The organism is Synechococcus sp. A15-127 (assembly GCF_014280215.1).
Classification (GTDB): Bacteria; Cyanobacteriota; Cyanobacteriia; order PCC-6307; family Cyanobiaceae; genus Parasynechococcus.
On record NZ_CP047948.1, the window covers coordinates 1,235,555 to 1,250,132 of the forward strand.

Annotated in this window: 14 protein-coding genes; 8 read left to right on the forward strand and 6 right to left on the reverse strand. The window is 63.1% G+C overall.

The window, feature by feature from the left end:
- Positions 1 to 11 precede the first annotated feature (11 nt).
- Positions 12 to 452: a DUF3110 domain-containing protein gene (locus tag SynA15127_RS06435; RefSeq protein ID WP_186485467.1), complete on the forward strand. Its 441-nt coding sequence runs from the start codon at positions 12 to 14 to the stop codon at positions 450 to 452.
- Between the two features lie 3 nt (positions 453 to 455).
- The gene (gene murQ, locus SynA15127_RS06440) at positions 456 to 1,406 is read left to right on the forward strand and encodes an N-acetylmuramic acid 6-phosphate etherase (RefSeq protein WP_186485468.1); all 951 of its coding nucleotides are present in this window, start codon (positions 456 to 458) and stop codon (positions 1,404 to 1,406) included.
- Here the strand turns inward: murQ and mtnP are convergent.
- Positions 1,397 to 2,293, reverse strand: coding sequence for an S-methyl-5'-thioadenosine phosphorylase (gene mtnP / locus SynA15127_RS06445; protein ID WP_255475618.1), 897 nt, complete (start codon positions 2,291 to 2,293; stop codon positions 1,397 to 1,399). The genes murQ and mtnP overlap by 10 nt on opposite strands.
- Positions 2,294 to 2,346: 53 nt before the next feature.
- On the opposite strand from mtnP, the gene SynA15127_RS06450 reads away from it, so the two are divergent.
- Positions 2,347 to 2,787, forward strand: coding sequence for a peptidylprolyl isomerase (locus tag SynA15127_RS06450; RefSeq protein ID WP_043691074.1), 441 nt, complete (start codon positions 2,347 to 2,349; stop codon positions 2,785 to 2,787).
- Here the strand turns inward: SynA15127_RS06450 and ribBA are convergent, their stop codons facing one another.
- Entirely contained in the window at positions 2,788 to 4,425 is a 1,638-nt protein-coding gene (ribBA, locus tag SynA15127_RS06455) for a bifunctional 3,4-dihydroxy-2-butanone-4-phosphate synthase/GTP cyclohydrolase II (RefSeq protein ID WP_186485470.1), read from the reverse strand.
- Positions 4,426 to 4,465: 40 nt separating this feature from the next.
- Here ribBA and argC point away from each other — a divergent pair, with 40 nt between their 5' ends.
- Positions 4,466 to 5,572 (forward strand): N-acetyl-gamma-glutamyl-phosphate reductase, encoded by a 1,107-nt coding sequence (argC, locus tag SynA15127_RS06460; RefSeq protein ID WP_255475619.1) that lies wholly within the window; start codon positions 4,466 to 4,468, stop codon positions 5,570 to 5,572.
- Here argC and purN read toward each other — a convergent pair.
- Entirely contained in the window at positions 5,563 to 6,180 is a 618-nt protein-coding gene (gene purN / locus SynA15127_RS06465; protein WP_255475620.1) for a phosphoribosylglycinamide formyltransferase, read from the reverse strand. The two genes, argC and purN, sit on opposite strands and share 10 nt — an antisense overlap.
- A 59-nt stretch (positions 6,181 to 6,239) precedes the next feature.
- On the opposite strand from purN, the gene SynA15127_RS06470 reads away from it, so the two are divergent.
- The 3 genes from SynA15127_RS06470 to SynA15127_RS06480 are packed head-to-tail and all read left to right on the forward strand — an operon-like array spanning position 6,240 to position 9,203.
- Positions 6,240 to 6,581: a DUF1257 domain-containing protein gene (locus tag SynA15127_RS06470; RefSeq protein ID WP_186485472.1), complete on the forward strand. Its 342-nt coding sequence runs from the start codon at positions 6,240 to 6,242 to the stop codon at positions 6,579 to 6,581.
- 1 nt (position 6,582) lies between these two features.
- Positions 6,583 to 8,280 (forward strand): M61 family metallopeptidase, encoded by a 1,698-nt coding sequence (locus SynA15127_RS06475; RefSeq protein ID WP_186485473.1) that lies wholly within the window; start codon positions 6,583 to 6,585, stop codon positions 8,278 to 8,280.
- Positions 8,262 to 9,203, forward strand: a complete 942-nt coding sequence (locus SynA15127_RS06480; RefSeq protein WP_186485474.1) for an N-acetylmuramoyl-L-alanine amidase — start codon at positions 8,262 to 8,264, stop codon at positions 9,201 to 9,203. Before SynA15127_RS06475 ends, SynA15127_RS06480 begins: the two co-directional genes overlap by 19 nt.
- 1 nt (position 9,204) lies before the next feature.
- On the opposite strand, the gene SynA15127_RS06485 is transcribed toward SynA15127_RS06480, so the two are convergent.
- Positions 9,205 to 9,990, reverse strand: coding sequence for a helicase DnaB (locus SynA15127_RS06485; protein WP_255475622.1), 786 nt, complete (start codon positions 9,988 to 9,990; stop codon positions 9,205 to 9,207).
- A gap of 115 nt (positions 9,991 to 10,105) precedes the next feature.
- Here SynA15127_RS06485 and SynA15127_RS06490 point away from each other — a divergent pair, with 115 nt between their 5' ends.
- Complete coding sequence (locus SynA15127_RS06490) at positions 10,106 to 11,704, forward strand: glucose-6-phosphate isomerase (RefSeq protein ID WP_186485475.1); 1,599 nt, start codon at positions 10,106 to 10,108, stop codon at positions 11,702 to 11,704.
- Positions 11,705 to 11,729: 25 nt separating this feature from the next.
- Here SynA15127_RS06490 and leuS read toward each other — a convergent pair whose 3' ends face one another.
- Both leuS and SynA15127_RS06500 read right to left on the reverse strand, forming a co-directional pair.
- Complete coding sequence (gene leuS, locus SynA15127_RS06495) at positions 11,730 to 14,345, reverse strand: leucine--tRNA ligase (protein ID WP_255475645.1); 2,616 nt, start codon at positions 14,343 to 14,345, stop codon at positions 11,730 to 11,732.
- Positions 14,346 to 14,354: 9 nt separating this feature from the next.
- Entirely contained in the window at positions 14,355 to 14,576 is a 222-nt protein-coding gene (locus tag SynA15127_RS06500) for a hypothetical protein (protein ID WP_043691083.1), read from the reverse strand.
- Positions 14,577 to 14,578 lie beyond the last annotated feature (2 nt).

The following is a 14,578-nucleotide window of genomic DNA, read 5'->3' on the forward strand; positions in this document are numbered from 1 at the left end:
TGAACGACGCAATGCGCGTGCACGTGCTCCTTTTCGATGCAGGCACTGACAGCGAGGGAATCCATTCCCTTGAGATCGGCGGCCGGACGGTGGTTCTCCTGTTCGAGAATCCCGATGACGCTGAGCGGTACGCCGGTTTGCTCGAAGCACAGGACTTTCCTGTGCCGAGCATCGAAGCCCTGGATCGCGTGGAAGTGGAGGCGTTCTGCAGCGAGGCGGGATATGAACCGCGCTTCATCGAGACCGGTTTCCTGCCGGGCAGTGACGAAGAGAGACTGTTCATCTCACCTCCGGAATCCAATCGCGATGTCTCCCGCTGGAAAGAGGAGATCGATACCGATGCTGAAAGTGCCAGTGATGCAGCCGGTGAGAGTGAGGGTGAGAGTGACAGTGCGGTGAAGTCCTCCCCGGAGCTGGATGAACTGCGTCAGCGGCTGGAGGGTCTCCTCTGATCCATGGCTGAATTTCAGCGTGACCGGCAGCCCTCGGATGACCGCGGGCATCTGCTCACGGAGCAGAGCAACAGCCTCAGCCGTGACCTCGATCAGTTGCCGACCCAGGAGCTGGTGGGCCTGTTCGTGGCCGAGGACCGTCGCCCTCAACAGGCGGTCGAGGCTGCCGCCACAGAAATCAGTCATGCCGTTGACCGCATTGCTGAACGACTGAGGAAGGGAGGCCGGCTCTTCTATCTAGGAGCGGGGACCTCCGGACGGCTGGGTGTTCTCGACGCTGCCGAATGTCCCCCCACCTTCTGCAGTGATCCCGAGATGGTGCAGGGTGTGCTCGCGGGTGGGGCACCGGCACTGCTGCGCAGCTCCGAAGGTCTGGAGGATCTTGAGCAGGCCGGCCGCTCCGATCTGGAGCAGCGGGGCTTCTGTTCCAGAGATTGTCTGATCGGCATCGCTGCAGGTGGCACCACCCCCTATGTCATCGGTGGTCTCCGCCATGCACTCGAGCTGGGGGCTCTGGCGATCGCCATGGCCTGCGTGCCCGCTGAGCAGGCACCACTCCCCTGTGATCTCGACATCCGTCTGCTCACCGGCCCGGAACTGCTCACCGGTTCAACCCGTCTGAAGGCGGGCACCGCCACGAAGATGGCGCTCAACATCCTCTCGACAGGAGTGATGGTGCGTCTCGGCAAGGTGTACGGCAACCGCATGGTTGATGTGGCTGCCAGCAACAGCAAACTGGTGGACCGGTCCCTGCGCATCCTGCGCGATCTGGCCGGACTCGATCGGGAGAGTGGCCTTGCGCTTCTCGAACAGACAGGCGGATCGGTGAAGCTTGCGCTGATGATGGCGGCCACAGGTCTGGATCGTTCCGCGGCAACCGAGCGACTGCAGGAGCACAGACAGCATTTGCGTGCGGCGCTCGAGGCCAGTGGTGTCAGCCTGCTTCAGGCCTGATCAAAGGATCCCCAGTAGGGAGCTGTGAACAGATCAAGCCGTCGCCTGGTCTCCGTTGGGACCCTCTCCTTCCGGGTGAACAGGGCATCCGCGAGTGCGGTGTGGGCTGCGGACACAGGCCGGGTCGCTTGCAGTTGATCCATCACCCGGCTCAGGATCGGTGCGGTGGCCTCCGCATTGGCCTTCAGATTGCCCAGCACCAGCTCGACGCTGACAGCCTCCTGGTCCCGTTGCCAGCAGTCGAAGTCGGTCACCATGCTGAGGGAGCTGTAAGCGATCTCAGCCTCGCGGGCCAGCCGTGCTTCGGTGTGATTCGTCATTCCGATCACCGCACATCCCCAGCTGCGGTAGAGCTCGCTCTCGGCACGGGTGGAGAAGGCAGGACCTTCCATACACAGGTAAATTCCGCCCCGATGTAAATGGTGACCGGCGGGGATTGCCTGCTCGGCAGCATCAGCCAGCAGGTCACTGAGGATCGGGCAGGTCGGATCGGCCAGGCTCACATGAGCAACACAGCCGTCACCGAAGAACGACTGAGGGCGTTGATGGGTGCGATCGATGAACTGATCGGGAACCACCATGTCGCGCGGGCGGAGATGTTCCTTCAGGGATCCGACGGCGGACACCGAGATCAGCCAACGCACGCCGAGACTCCGCATCGCCCAGATGTTCGCCGTGTATGGAACTTCCATCGGCATCAGATGATGGTCACGGCCGTGACGGGCCAGAAAGACGACCTCCATTCCTCCCAGCCGTCCGAGACGCATCACATCCGACGGACTTCCGAACGGGGTCTCCACGGAGTGTTCCTCCAGCTCCTCGAGTCCGGGCATGGCATAGAGACCGCTGCCGCCGATCACACCGACACGGGCGTGGCTCAGATCCATGGGCTCAGTCATCCCTGCACAGCTCCCTACACTCCAGTTTTGCTCGCGGCACCATGACCAAGGCTCTGATGGAGACGGAGGCGGGCCCGATCGAGCTCGAGCTGTTCGAGGCGGACGCGCCCAACACCGTGGCCAACTTCGTCAAGCTGGCGAAGGATGGCTTCTACGACGGTCTGGCTTTCCACAGGGTCATTCCAGGTTTCATGGCCCAGGGAGGCTGTCCGAACTCGCGTGAAGGATCCAAGGGCATGCCCGGCACCGGTGGCCCTGGCTACCAGATCGACTGTGAGATCAATTCCAAGAAACACCAGGCAGGCACGCTGGCTATGGCCCACGCCGGCAAGAACACCGGTGGCTCGCAGTTCTACATCTGCCATGAGGCTCAGCCTCATCTCGATGGCGTGCACACCGTGTTCGGTCTCACCGGGAACATGGACACCGTGCTGAAGCTGGGTAACGGATCCCGTATCACCAAGGTCACCATCCAGGACTGATCAGTCCGTGGTCCAGTGCAGCAGGGACGGTTCGGCAGGCAGCGGTCCGTCCCCCTGCCCATCAAGCAGGTCGTTCAGATCGAGCTCGGTCCGCTCCAGCGTGTGGGGCGGATGCAGTGCCATCCGGTCGGTTGCGGCCTTCAACAGACCGAGTCGACGTGTCTCCGGCCATTGCGCCATCAGACGCAGCAGGGGGAGAGCATCCTCCTGACCCGGACGAAGCGTCCAGACGAACTGGGGGCGCTCCCAAAGGGCCAGCAGGCGGGGGGTCTGGACGGCTTCCAGCTGGAAGCCCTGGTCCGAGGCCGCCGACTCGGCTCGTCGACGGATCTGAGGCCACTGGTCCGTGGCGGCGTCGACGGCCAGCGCCAGCACGGTGCAGGGTCCCTGTTCCGCCATCAGGTGACCGAGCTTGTCGCGTTTCGTGGCCAGATACTCGGCGTTGTGATCCCCGGCATCCATCACAAGCGGAACGCGTTCCTCCACCTTCAGTCCATAGCCACCGAGGCCGGCGATCTTGCGCGGGTTGTTGGTCAGCAGCCGCAGATGGTGGATGCCGAGGTCGGAGAGAATTTGCGCTCCAACCCCGTAATTGCGCAGATCGGCCGGAAAACCGAGGCGCTCGTTGGCTTCCACCGTGTCCAGCCCTCCATCCTGGAGGCTGTAGGCCTTGAGCTTGTTGATCAGTCCAATCCCCCGGCCTTCCTGCCGCAGATAAACGACGACGCCTTCCCCCTCCTGTTCGATCCTTCGCAGCGCTGTCTCCAGCTGGGAACGGCAATCGCAGCGAAGCGAACCGAAGGCATCGCCGGTGAGGCATTCCGAATGCATGCGCACGAGCACCGGTTCCTTCAGGGCTGCAGGATCTCCCTTGATCAGGGCGACGTGCTCGGAACCGTCGAGTTCATTGCGATATCCGATCGCCTGAAAGTCGCCGAACTGGCTGGGCATGCTCGCCTGGGCCTGTCGTCTGACGAACCGCTCGTTTTCGAGTCGGTATCGGATCAGATCCGCGATGTTGATCAGCTTCAACCCCCAGCGGGTGGCGTACTCCCGCAGCTGCGCCAGCCGAGCCATCGAGCCATCGGTGTTCTGGATCTCGCAGATCACACCGGCTGGCGCCAGTCCGGACAGCTGGGCGAGGTCAACCGCGGCTTCGGTATGCCCTGCCCTCTTCAGAACCCCACCCGGACGGGCCCGCAGGGGGAAGATGTGGCCGGGGCGCCGCAGATCGGCCGGTCGCGTGGACGGGTTGAGGGCCACCTGGATCGTTCGGGCCCTGTCCTCAGCGGAAATCCCCGTGCTGACGCCATGTTCACGGCCGGCATCGATGCTGACGGTGAAGGCGGTCTCATTGACGTCGGTGTTGCGATCCACCATCAGGGGCAGATCGAGGGCATCCAGACGACTCCCCTCCATCGCCAGGCAGATCAGTCCACGGGCCTCGGTGGCCATGAAATTGATCGCTTCAGGGGTGGCGAACTGCGCGGCGCAGATGAGATCCCCTTCATTTTCACGCTGTTCGTCGTCGACCACCACGATGCAGGCCCCGTTACGGATGGCCGCCAGGGCATCGGGAATGCTGTCGAATTCGATCTGATCTTCCAGGGTCCTGGAAACGATGGAATGAGTTGTCATTATCGATACCTGTACGATCAGCCGCGGTTTGATACCGCCCATGGACAGCAGTATCCCGTCGCCCCTGGCCGCGATGACGTCATCTGAGCCGTCCAGGGTCGCGGTGATCGGTGCCTCGGGTTACGGCGGGCTTCAGACGTTGAGGCTTCTGCTCGGACATCCTCGCTTCGATGTCACCTTTCTGGGGGGAGAGCGCAGTGCCGGACAGCGCTGGAGTTCGATCTGTCCATTCCTCCCCCTTCCCGACGATCCACAGGTCCAGCCGGCTGATCCCAACCGTGTAGCGGAGGCCGCTGACTACGCGGTGCTGAGCCTCCCGAACGGACTGGCCTGTCAGCTCGCACCCCGTCTTCTGGAACGGGGTGTTCGCGTCATCGATTTGTCTGCCGATTTCCGTTACCGGTCCCTTGAGCAGTGGAATCAGGTCTACGCCCAGGAAGCTGCTCGTCTCATCAGGACCGATGCCGATCTCTGCCGAGATGCCGTCTATGGGCTGCCGGAATGGCGTGGTCCGGCGATCGCCGAGGCCTCGCTGGTGGCGGCTCCAGGTTGTTTTCCCACCGCCAGCCTGTTGCCGCTGCTGCCCTTCCTGAAGCAGGGGCTGATCGACACCGACGGGATCATCATCGACGCGAAGACCGGCACCTCAGGGGGAGGACGCGTTCCCAAGGAGGCCATGCTGCTGGCTGAAGCCTCCGAATCGATCGCGCCCTACGGAGTCGTCGGCCATCGACACACCTCCGAGATCGAACAGCTCGCACAGGAGGTTGCGGGGCAGTCCGTGCAACTGCAGTTCACCCCCCATCTGGTGCCGATGGTGCGCGGATTGCTGTCCACCGTCTACGCGCGGCTTCGTGATCCGGGCTTGACAGCTGAGGACTGCACGACGGTGCTGGAGGCGGTCTATCGCCACCATCCCTGCGTGCAGGTGATGCCGGTGGGCACCTATCCGGCCACCAAGTGGGTGCGCCACACCAATCGCGCCATGCTCTCGGTGCAGGTCGATACCCGAACAGGGCGGCTGATCCTGATGAGTGCCATCGACAATCTGATCAAGGGACAGGCCGGTCAGGGCATTCAATGTCTGAATCTGATGGCTGGTCTCGAGCCGGAAACCGGACTTCCTCTGCAGGCCTTCTATCCCTGACGCCAGCGCAGTCCGGCCCTGAGAACGGCTTGAGGCAGCACACGATGCTCCTGGCGCCGGATGCGAGCCGACAGGCTGACGTGATCATCCGTTTCCAGCACTGGAACCGCCGACTGGGCAAGGATCGGGCCGGCATCGAGCTCCTCGGTGACCAGGTGAACGGTGCAACCGCTGATGGTCACACCAGAGGCCAGGGCCTGCCCGACAGCATCCAGACCCCGGAAGCTGGGGAGCAGTGAGGGATGAACGTTCAGCAACCGACCCGTAAACGCCTGAATCAGCACCGGTGTGACGATGCGCATCCAGCCGGCCATCACAACGCCTTCCACGCCCGCTTCCCGGAAGCGGCGCACCAGTTCACGATCGAGTTCAACGCGATCGCGCAGGATCCGGTGATCCAGCACGCTGCACGGCACGCCGAGACGCAGCGCCCTCTGTTGCGCCCCGCATCCTGGGTTGTTGACCACCAGCAGAGGGATCTCTGCACACAGCTCCCCCGCCGCGATCGATTCCACCAGTGCTTCGAAATTGGTCCCGTTTCCGGATGCCATCACGCCGAGTCGCAGCGGTGCACGCAGAGCGGCGCCCCGATCTGCGTGAGGATGCATCAGGGCCTGGTCAGCCGGTTCACGCTGGCTAGGGTCTGAAAAAGCGGGCATCCGGATTCATGTCCCATCTCTCCATCCTGCCGACCGTCTTCACCCGTCTCGACCTGCTTGAGACCGCACTGGGGCTCGAAGGGTTCGACGTGATCCGTCACGGGGTCCTGCCTGATTTCGGTCGCGCCCCCCGATCCGTGGATCTGCTGGCGCTCCGCGACGGCTCCCGTCCCATGGGCTGGTGCATCGATGACCAGGGCGTGATCCGACTGCACGGAGATCTTCAGCGGATTCAGGGGTTGTCGTCCCGTCTGCAGCGTCTCTCGCGTCGCTACGCCTTGTTGTCGGCGATCGACTCACTGCAGACCTTCGACCTGCCGACCGCTGAGTTCAGCATCGGCCCGTGCTGAGGTGAGTTCCGCTGTCCGGATCCATCTCGACCTTCGCGAGCCTGAACGGCAGACGGTTCGGGTCAGCCTGAGCTGGTCTCCGGAGACTGTTCACCAGTCCTGGCAGATGCCGGTCTGGACACCCGGGTCCTACACGGTTCGGGATCACGTGCAGCACCTTCACAGCCTGCGGCTCGAGTCTGAGGGCGGACCCGTCCCGTTCCGACGTGTCACACCATCGCGCTGGCAGGCCGATCTGCCCCATCTGGCTCCGCTCACGCTTAGTTACGCCGTGGAGGCGCGCAACCTGACCGTGCGCACCTGCCACCTGGATCCGGACCTCGCCTCCCTCTGCCTGGCGGGCCTGGCCATGGAAGTGGAGGGATGTCGCTGGAGCCCCCACCAACTGACCGTCAGCGCACCGAAGGGCTGGTCCGTTCACGTTCCCCTTGATCACTGCGGCGAAGGCTGGATCGCCGCTGACTTCGATGCACTCGTCGACAGTCCGGTGCATGCCGGTTCCCTGGACGTCCGTCACTTCCGCGTGCTGGATCATCAGCATCAGCTGCTTCTGATCGGAACGCCCCCCGGAGGATGGCCCCCCAGATTCTTTGACGATGTCATCGCCGTCTGCGAGGCCACCTGCCGCCTGATGGGAACACCACCGCCGGCGGCAGACCGCTACCAGCTGGTGCTGATTCTTCTGGAGAACGGTTACGGCGGGCTTGAGCATGATCACGGTGCAGTTCTGCACTACAGCTGGGCTGCACTGGAGAAACCGGAGGGATACCGGCAGCTGCTGCAGCTGATCGGTCATGAATACCTGCACCAGTGGAACGTCCGTCGTCTGCGCCCTGCGGAGTTGCGTCCCTACAACTACGGCTCCGCGGTGATCAGTGAGGGGCTTTGGTTTGCCGAGGGCATCACCAGTTATTTCGATCTGGCCCTGACGTTGCTCGCGGGCCGCAGTGACCGGCCGACCTTTCTTGCCGATCTCGGTGATGAGCTTTCAAGGGTGCAGCTCACGCCGGGACGTCGGGTTCAGAGCCTGTCCGACAGCGCCAGGGAGGCGTGGGTGAAGCTCTACAAGGCGACGGCGACCTCCCGCGACACGCAGGTGAGCTACTACCGCCTTGGAGCTGCAACGGCCTTCTGCCTGGATGTGCGATTGCGCCAGCGCAACTCATCCCTGTCGTCTCTGTTGCGCCGGCTCTGGGGCAGCCACGGCAGAAGCGCCCGCGGGTTCCACCGTGGCGACATCCAGGCCCTGCTGGCGGAATCCGATCCGACCCTTTCCGATGATCTCGCAACCTGGCTCGATCAGCCGGATTCCCTGCCGCTGGAAGCCTGCACGCAGGAGCTCGGCCTGCGCCTGGATCCGTTGATGCGTTCATCCCCCGATCCCGGCATGACTCTGCGGGACGAGGGTGGCGCGGTGCTCGTCAGCCGCGTCCGTCCTGGCGGCCCCGCTGCCACAGCGGCCCTGGTTCCAGATGATGAACTCATCGCCGTTCGGGGTCGGCGGCTGCGGCGGATGACCGACATCCCCGGGTTACTCAAGGGTTCGGCGCCTGTTCCGATCGTCTATGCGCGCCGCGGTTGCCTCGCTGAAACGCATCTGATTCCTGACGAAGCGGTAGACCGCTGGCTGCTCTCCTGGGACCCTGGGTCAAACGCATCTCAGCGGGCCCTGCGGGATCAATGGTTCCAGATCCTCTGAATCGTCGCCTGTCCGTTGTTCTGAAGATGATCGGCAGGCATCCAGGTGCTCTCTTGAGTGCCCTGGCTGCGGGGGGCCTGACCCTGGTGCTGGTGACCTGGCTTGGAGGTGAACAGGGGGAACGCTCCCACGCCGGTGATCGTCCCTCTCTGCTTGAGCTGCTGGATCAGGTCAGCAAGGAGCGGGGCCGTCAGTTGGAGGATGCTCCCCTCGACACCGCGCCGCAGGCCCCCCGAGCTCGTTCCTGGACCTCACCCCTGGCCCGCCAGTGTTCAGGCATCGATCCCGCGGTGAAGCAGCGCCTGGAATCGCTGATGAGCCAGGAAGCATCCTGGCGGTCCGATCTCGCCATCGACGCCACGAACTTCGGTCGGCGGCACGAACGCGATGCCTTCGGACGCCGCCTGGACATCACCCCCCGGGTGGTGGTGATGCACGAGACGGTCTATTCGATGACCTCTGCGGTGAACACCTTCCTGACACCCCATCCCCGGGATGAGGATCAGGTCAGTTATCACACCCTCATCGGCAGGGACGGGCGTGTGCTCGACCTGGTGGACCCGTCCCTGCGTGCCTATGGCGCCGGCTACTCCGCCTTCCTGGGGGAGTGGGCTATCACCAACAAGCGCTTCAAGGGTTCGGTCAACAACTTCGCCCTGCACGTCAGCCTGGAGACTCCAAGCGAAGGGGCCAACAACAACCCACGCCACAGCGGCTACAGCTCATCTCAGTACGACGCCCTCGCCCTTGTTCTGTCGGGCTGGATCCGCGATTTCAACTTGCCGCCGGCTGCGATCACCACCCATCGGCATGTGGATATCGGAGGCGAACGCAGTGACCCACGCAGTTTCGACTGGGCAGCTCTTCAGAGCCGGCTCGCTTCGCTCCGAGATCTGTGTGTCGCCAGGGCCCTGACCCCCTGATTCAGATCAGCCAGTCCGCGCCGCCGTGCTGTTTGCTGTAGATCAATCCGTGCAGCTCGGCGTCCTGCATGTAACGCAGAACCCGAGCCGGGTAATCGAGTTTGCCGTTGTGGAGATAGGTGAGTGTGGCGATCGCCTTGGCGTCGAGATAGGAGCGGCTGGCCTGAAGCATCGACTCAGCCGGCAGTCCAAGAGCACGTTTCAGCCGCTGCAGCTTGCCGGCGAGCAGTTCAACGTTGAAGGCAGGATCCAGAAGCTGTTCCCGCGCCCAGGCGATGTCGGTATCGGTGGGATCCTCTGGTAGCCAGTTCTGATGAATCAGCTCAGAAATGCCGATCTGGGCGGGACCGTGGGTGCGGACCAGACCGGAGTGGGCAATGAAGGGAAGCGATTCCCCCGGTTTGGAATGCTGGATCTCATCGAACAGGATTGCCGTGAGCAGCATCGGGTTGACGCGATATCGAGCCGACTGGCGGTGGATATCGCTCTTCAACGAACGCAGCTGATCCAGGGTGCGGGTCCGCAGCGGTTGAAGCTGGTCGACTCCGTTGGTAAACAGCTGGGCGAGGGGCGTCTGAGGGCCGTGCACCCCGAAGCGGCGCTGCAGCATCCGCAGTTCCTCCGCGGAGAAATCCGTCGGGTCCCCCTGCTGGGTGATGGTTTGTTGCGCGATCTCGTCCGCAACGGTCTTTCGATGGTCCTTCCCAGACAGAAGCACAGCCGAACTGGTGAGAAGTCCCAGGCATGCCAGCAGTGGCAGAGCGGATTGACGCAGGAACTCACCCATGAAGTGCAGAGCTGGACGGGGACAACACGGCAAAGAAGTTAGCCCTGGTGTCGCAGGCGATGGGCAGTCCGTTCGAAGATGGATAACTTCATCGTGAGTGCATCCTCAGGCCCTGATGAGTTTTCCGGATTTCAACGGTACCGATGCACAAATCCAGTGGCAGAGATTCTGTGATCTGATCTGGTACCACGACGATCTCGGACTCTGGCTTGATGTGAGCCGGATGCATCTCAATACTTCCCATCTCGATCAGCTGCAGCCTGGCTTCGACAAGGCCTTTGCGGCGATGCAGGAGCTGGAGGCCGGTGCGATCTCGAATGCCGATGAGCAGCGCCAGGTCGGTCATTACTGGTTGCGCAATCCCCAGCTGGCCCCCTCCGAGGAGGTGCGCGTTCATGTGTCCCGCGAGATCGATCAGATCGAATCGTTCGGCAAGGACGTGCTCAGCGGCACCATCAAGGCCCCTAACGGGGAAGCGTTCACAGATGTGCTCTGGATCGGCATCGGCGGCAGCGGCCTCGGCCCACTTCTGATGATCAGGGCACTCCAGCGCCATGGGGAGGGTCTGCCGTTTCACTTCTTCGACAACGTCGATCCCAACGGCATGAGTGCCGTGCTGGAAGCCCTCGGAGAGAAGCTCACGACAACGCTGGTGGTGACGGTGAGCAAATCCGGTGGCACGCCGGAACCTCACCTGGGCATGGAACAGGCCCGTCACCGGGTCGAGGCCAACGGCGGCCAGTGGGCGGGTCAGGCCGTCGCGATCACCATGCTGGACAGCAAGCTCGATGTCGAGGCCCGTCAGCAGGGCTGGCTGCAGCGGTTCGACATGTTCGACTGGGTCGGGGGACGGACCAGCATCACCAGCGCCGTCGGCCTGCTCCCAGGAGCACTGATCGGATGCGATATCCGCGAGTTTCTGGGTGGTGCCTCCCAGATGGATGAAGCCACGCGGGTGGCCGATCTTCGTCGCAATCCTGCTGCGCTGATGGCAGCGTCCTGGTTCGTTGCCGGCGACGGCAAGGGCAAGCGCGACATGGTGGTGCTTCCGTACCGCGATCGTCTCGAGGTGTTCAGCCGCTATCTGCAGCAGCTGGTGATGGAGTCCCTCGGCAAGCGTCTCGACCGCGACGGCAACGTGGTGCATCAGGGCATCGCGGTTTACGGCAACAAGGGATCCACCGACCAGCACGCTTACGTGCAGCAGCTGAGAGACGGAGTCGACAACTTCTTCGCCACCTTCATCGAGTGTCTTGAGGATGTTGAGGACATTCCCGAGATCAAGGAGGAGCGTCCAGGGGATTTCCTCGATGGGTTCCTGCAGGGCACCCGATCGGCACTGACGGAAGGAGGTCGTCAGAACTTGAGCATCACCATGCGCCGTTTCGATGCTCGCCGTCTCGGCGCGCTGATCGGCCTGTTTGAACGGGCGGTCGGCTTCTACGGAGAGCTGGTGAACATCAATGCCTACCACCAGCCTGGGGTGGAAGCCGGCAAGAAAGCAGCTGCCGCGGTGCTGGATCTTCAGAGCCGTGTGGAGGGCGTGCTCAAGGACGGTGCATCCCGCTCCGTCACGGAGATCCGTCAGGCCCTCGGTGAGGGTTCCGACGAATCAGTCTTCTGGATCATGCGGCACCTCACCGGCAACAAGCGCGGTTACACCGCTGAAGGCGACTGGTCCAGTCCCGCCAGCATGCGATTCAGCAAGGTCTGAAACCACTGATTTGCGGCTGAGTGACTCAGGGCACCAGGTTCACCAGCTTGCCCGGCACGACGATCACCCGGCGCGGCGCTGCTCCCTCGAGCCACTTCTGAGCCACCTCACTGCTGAGGGCGAGTTTCTCGAGGGTCTCCTTGTCCGCATCGGCGGGAACGCTGATGGTTCCCCGCACCTTCCCCTTCACCTGAATCACCAGATCAACGCTGTCCTGCACCAGCGCTGAGGCATCCAGCTCCGGCCAGCTCTGCTGATGCACGCTCTCGCTCCCTCCGAGTTTCTGCCAGAACTCCTCGGCGAGATGAGGAGCGAACGGGGCCAGCAGACGCACGAGCACCGAAAGGGCTTCACGCAGCACGGCGACACGCAGGCCTGGGAGATCTGTGGCATTGATGGCATTGGACAGCTTCATCAGCTCGGAAATGGCCGTGTTGAGCTGGATGTCATCGCTGAGGTCCTCCGTGACGGCCTCGATGGCGCTGTGAACGGCTCGTCGCAGATCCGCTTCCTCCAGCGTGAGCTCAGCGGGACGACCCTCACCGCCGTCCTGCTGATCCAGCAGGGGAAGTGAGCTGTCGATCAGGCGCCAGAGCCGTTGCAGGAAGCGGTACTGGCCCTCAACGTCTGCGTCATCCCATTCGAGATCCTTCTCTGGAGGAGCTTTGAACAGGATGAACATTCGGGCGGTGTCGGCGCCGTAACGGTCGATGACAGCCGCAGGATCGACCCCGTTGTACTTCGATTTCGACATCTTCTCGAACAGCACCTCAAGGGCATCACCCGTCACGGGATCCCTGGGATCTGCGGGATCGACGACGTCGGCCGGTGCCACGTATTTGCCCGTGACCGGATTGCGGTAGGTGGTGCCCTGCACCATGCCCTGGGTCAGCAGACGCTGAAACGGCTCACCGACATCGATCAGGCCTCGATCCCTGAGGGCCTTGGTGAAGAACCGGGAATAGAGCAGGTGAAGAATCGCGTGCTCGATGCCGCCCACGTACTGCTGAACGGGCAACCAGCGGTTCACCGCTTCCCTGCTGAAGGGTGTTTCGGTGTTGTGCGGGTCCGCAAAGCGCAGGAAATACCAGGAGGAGCACATGAAGGTGTCCATCGTGTCTGTCTCACGTCTGGCCGGTTCACCGCAGGATGGGCAGGGGACGTTCACCCAGTCCTCCTGCTGGGCCAGAGGCGAACCGCCCTTCCCGGAGAGGTCGATCCCCCTTGGGAGCTCGACCGGCAGATCCTCTCGAGGCACAGCCACCGCACCACAGCTCGGACAGTGGATGACCGGAATCGGACACCCCCAGTAACGCTGGCGGGAGATCAGCCAATCCCGCAGGCGATAGGTCACCTTGGCCTGGGCCCAACCCTCTGCGCTGCCATGGCTGGTGATCGCCGTCTTGGCAGCGCTGGAATCCAGACCATCGAAACGGCCGGAATTGATCAACTGCCCCGGCTCCGTCCATGCCTGCCCTGCCGCGATCGCCTCGGCTGTGCCGTCGGCCTCGATCACCTGGCGGACAGCCAGTCCATTGCTGGTTGCGAAGGCCATATCCCGCTGATCGTGTGCGGGCACGCCCATGACAGCGCCGGTGCCGTAGTCGGCCAGCACATAGTCAGCGATCCAGACCGGCAGCTCCTCTCCCGTGAGTGGATTGATCACACCGGCGCCGATGGCGACACCCCGCTTGGGTCCGTCGTCGCTGGTGCGTTCCAGGTTGCTGAGTCGTGCGACCTCCTTCTGAAAGCGACGCACGGAATCCTTGTGATCAGCATCGAGGAGCTGATCCACCAGCGGATGTTCCGGCGCCAGCACCACGTAACTGGCTCCGGCCAACGTGTCCGGCCGGGTGGTGAACACTGTGAGGGTCGTGGCTGGATCAGCGGTGACCGCAAAGGTGATCTCGGCCCCCTCCGATCGGCCGATCCAGTTGGCCTGCATGGTGCGGACACGCTCGGGCCAGCCGTCGAGCAGATCCAGGTCCTTGAGCAGTGCCTCGGCGTAGTCGGTGATGCGCAGAAACCACTGATTCAGCTGCCGCTGCTCCACCAGTGCCCCGGAACGCCAGGATCGGCCGTCGGCATCCACCTGTTCGTTCGCCAGCACCGTCTGGTCGACGGGATCCCAGTTGACCGTCGCGTTCTTGCGGTACGCCAGCCCACCGTCAAAGAGTTCAAGGAACAACCACTGGGTCCAGCGGTAGTAATCGCTGTGGCACGTTGCCTGTTCGCGCTCCCAGTCAATGGACAGTCCGAGACGGTCGAGCTGGCCGCGCATCTGTTCGATGTTTCGGTCCGTCCATTCGCCGGGGTCGACATTCCGTTCGATCGCTGCGTTCTCTGCAGGAAGGCCGAAGGCATCCCATCCCATCGGATGAAGAACGGCATGGCCGCGCATCCGTTGCACCCTCGCGATCACATCCGTGATCACGTAATTCCGCACGTGACCCATATGCAGAGTTCCCGAGGGATACGGGAACATCGAGAGCGCATAGAAAACCGGTCTTGTCGGATCCTCGGGGGTTCTGTCCGTCCCAAGGTCACGCCAACTCGACTGCCAGCGCTGCTCCAGTTCGGAGGGCTCGTAGCGGCTGTTCACGGGCGACCGGTCGACGGCAAGGCTGCGATCGTGCCACAGCCTGCTGTTTCAGCCGAGTGGACGGATCACGCAGATCTGGCGGCGCCCGATCAGCACCGGGCGTTGCGCTCCCGGCCGTTCGATCGCCAGAAATTCCGGGTCCTGCCAGACCAGCCGCCCTTCCAGTCGCTCCGCGCCGAGCACTTCGATGGAGAGCGGACAGCGTTCCCGGATCCAGGACTGCAGCAATCGGACGCCGGGAAGGCTCGAGTCCAGTGGGGTGGTCTCCATAG

Excerpts from the sequence above, each read along its gene's own strand:
- SynA15127_RS06435 (WP_186485467.1), top strand. The coding sequence starts at position 12 with ATGCGCGTGCACGTGCTCCTTTTCGATGCAGGCACTGACAGCGAGGGA.
- murQ (WP_186485468.1), top strand. The coding sequence starts at position 456 with ATGGCTGAATTTCAGCGTGACCGGCAGCCCTCGGATGACCGCGGGCAT.
- mtnP (WP_255475618.1), bottom strand. The coding sequence starts at position 2,293 with ATGGATCTGAGCCACGCCCGTGTCGGTGTGATCGGCGGCAGCGGTCTC.
- SynA15127_RS06450 (WP_043691074.1), top strand. The coding sequence starts at position 2,347 with ATGACCAAGGCTCTGATGGAGACGGAGGCGGGCCCGATCGAGCTCGAG.
- ribBA (WP_186485470.1), bottom strand. The coding sequence starts at position 4,425 with ATGACAACTCATTCCATCGTTTCCAGGACCCTGGAAGATCAGATCGAA.
- argC (WP_255475619.1), top strand. The coding sequence starts at position 4,466 with ATGGACAGCAGTATCCCGTCGCCCCTGGCCGCGATGACGTCATCTGAG.
- purN (WP_255475620.1), bottom strand. The coding sequence starts at position 6,180 with ATGCATCCTCACGCAGATCGGGGCGCCGCTCTGCGTGCACCGCTGCGA.
- SynA15127_RS06470 (WP_186485472.1), top strand. The coding sequence starts at position 6,240 with ATGTCCCATCTCTCCATCCTGCCGACCGTCTTCACCCGTCTCGACCTG.
- SynA15127_RS06480 (WP_186485474.1), top strand. The coding sequence starts at position 8,262 with ATGGTTCCAGATCCTCTGAATCGTCGCCTGTCCGTTGTTCTGAAGATG.
- SynA15127_RS06485 (WP_255475622.1), bottom strand. The coding sequence starts at position 9,990 with ATGGGTGAGTTCCTGCGTCAATCCGCTCTGCCACTGCTGGCATGCCTG.
- SynA15127_RS06490 (WP_186485475.1), top strand. The coding sequence starts at position 10,106 with ATGAGTTTTCCGGATTTCAACGGTACCGATGCACAAATCCAGTGGCAG.
- SynA15127_RS06500 (WP_043691083.1), bottom strand. The coding sequence starts at position 14,576 with ATGGAGACCACCCCACTGGACTCGAGCCTTCCCGGCGTCCGATTGCTG.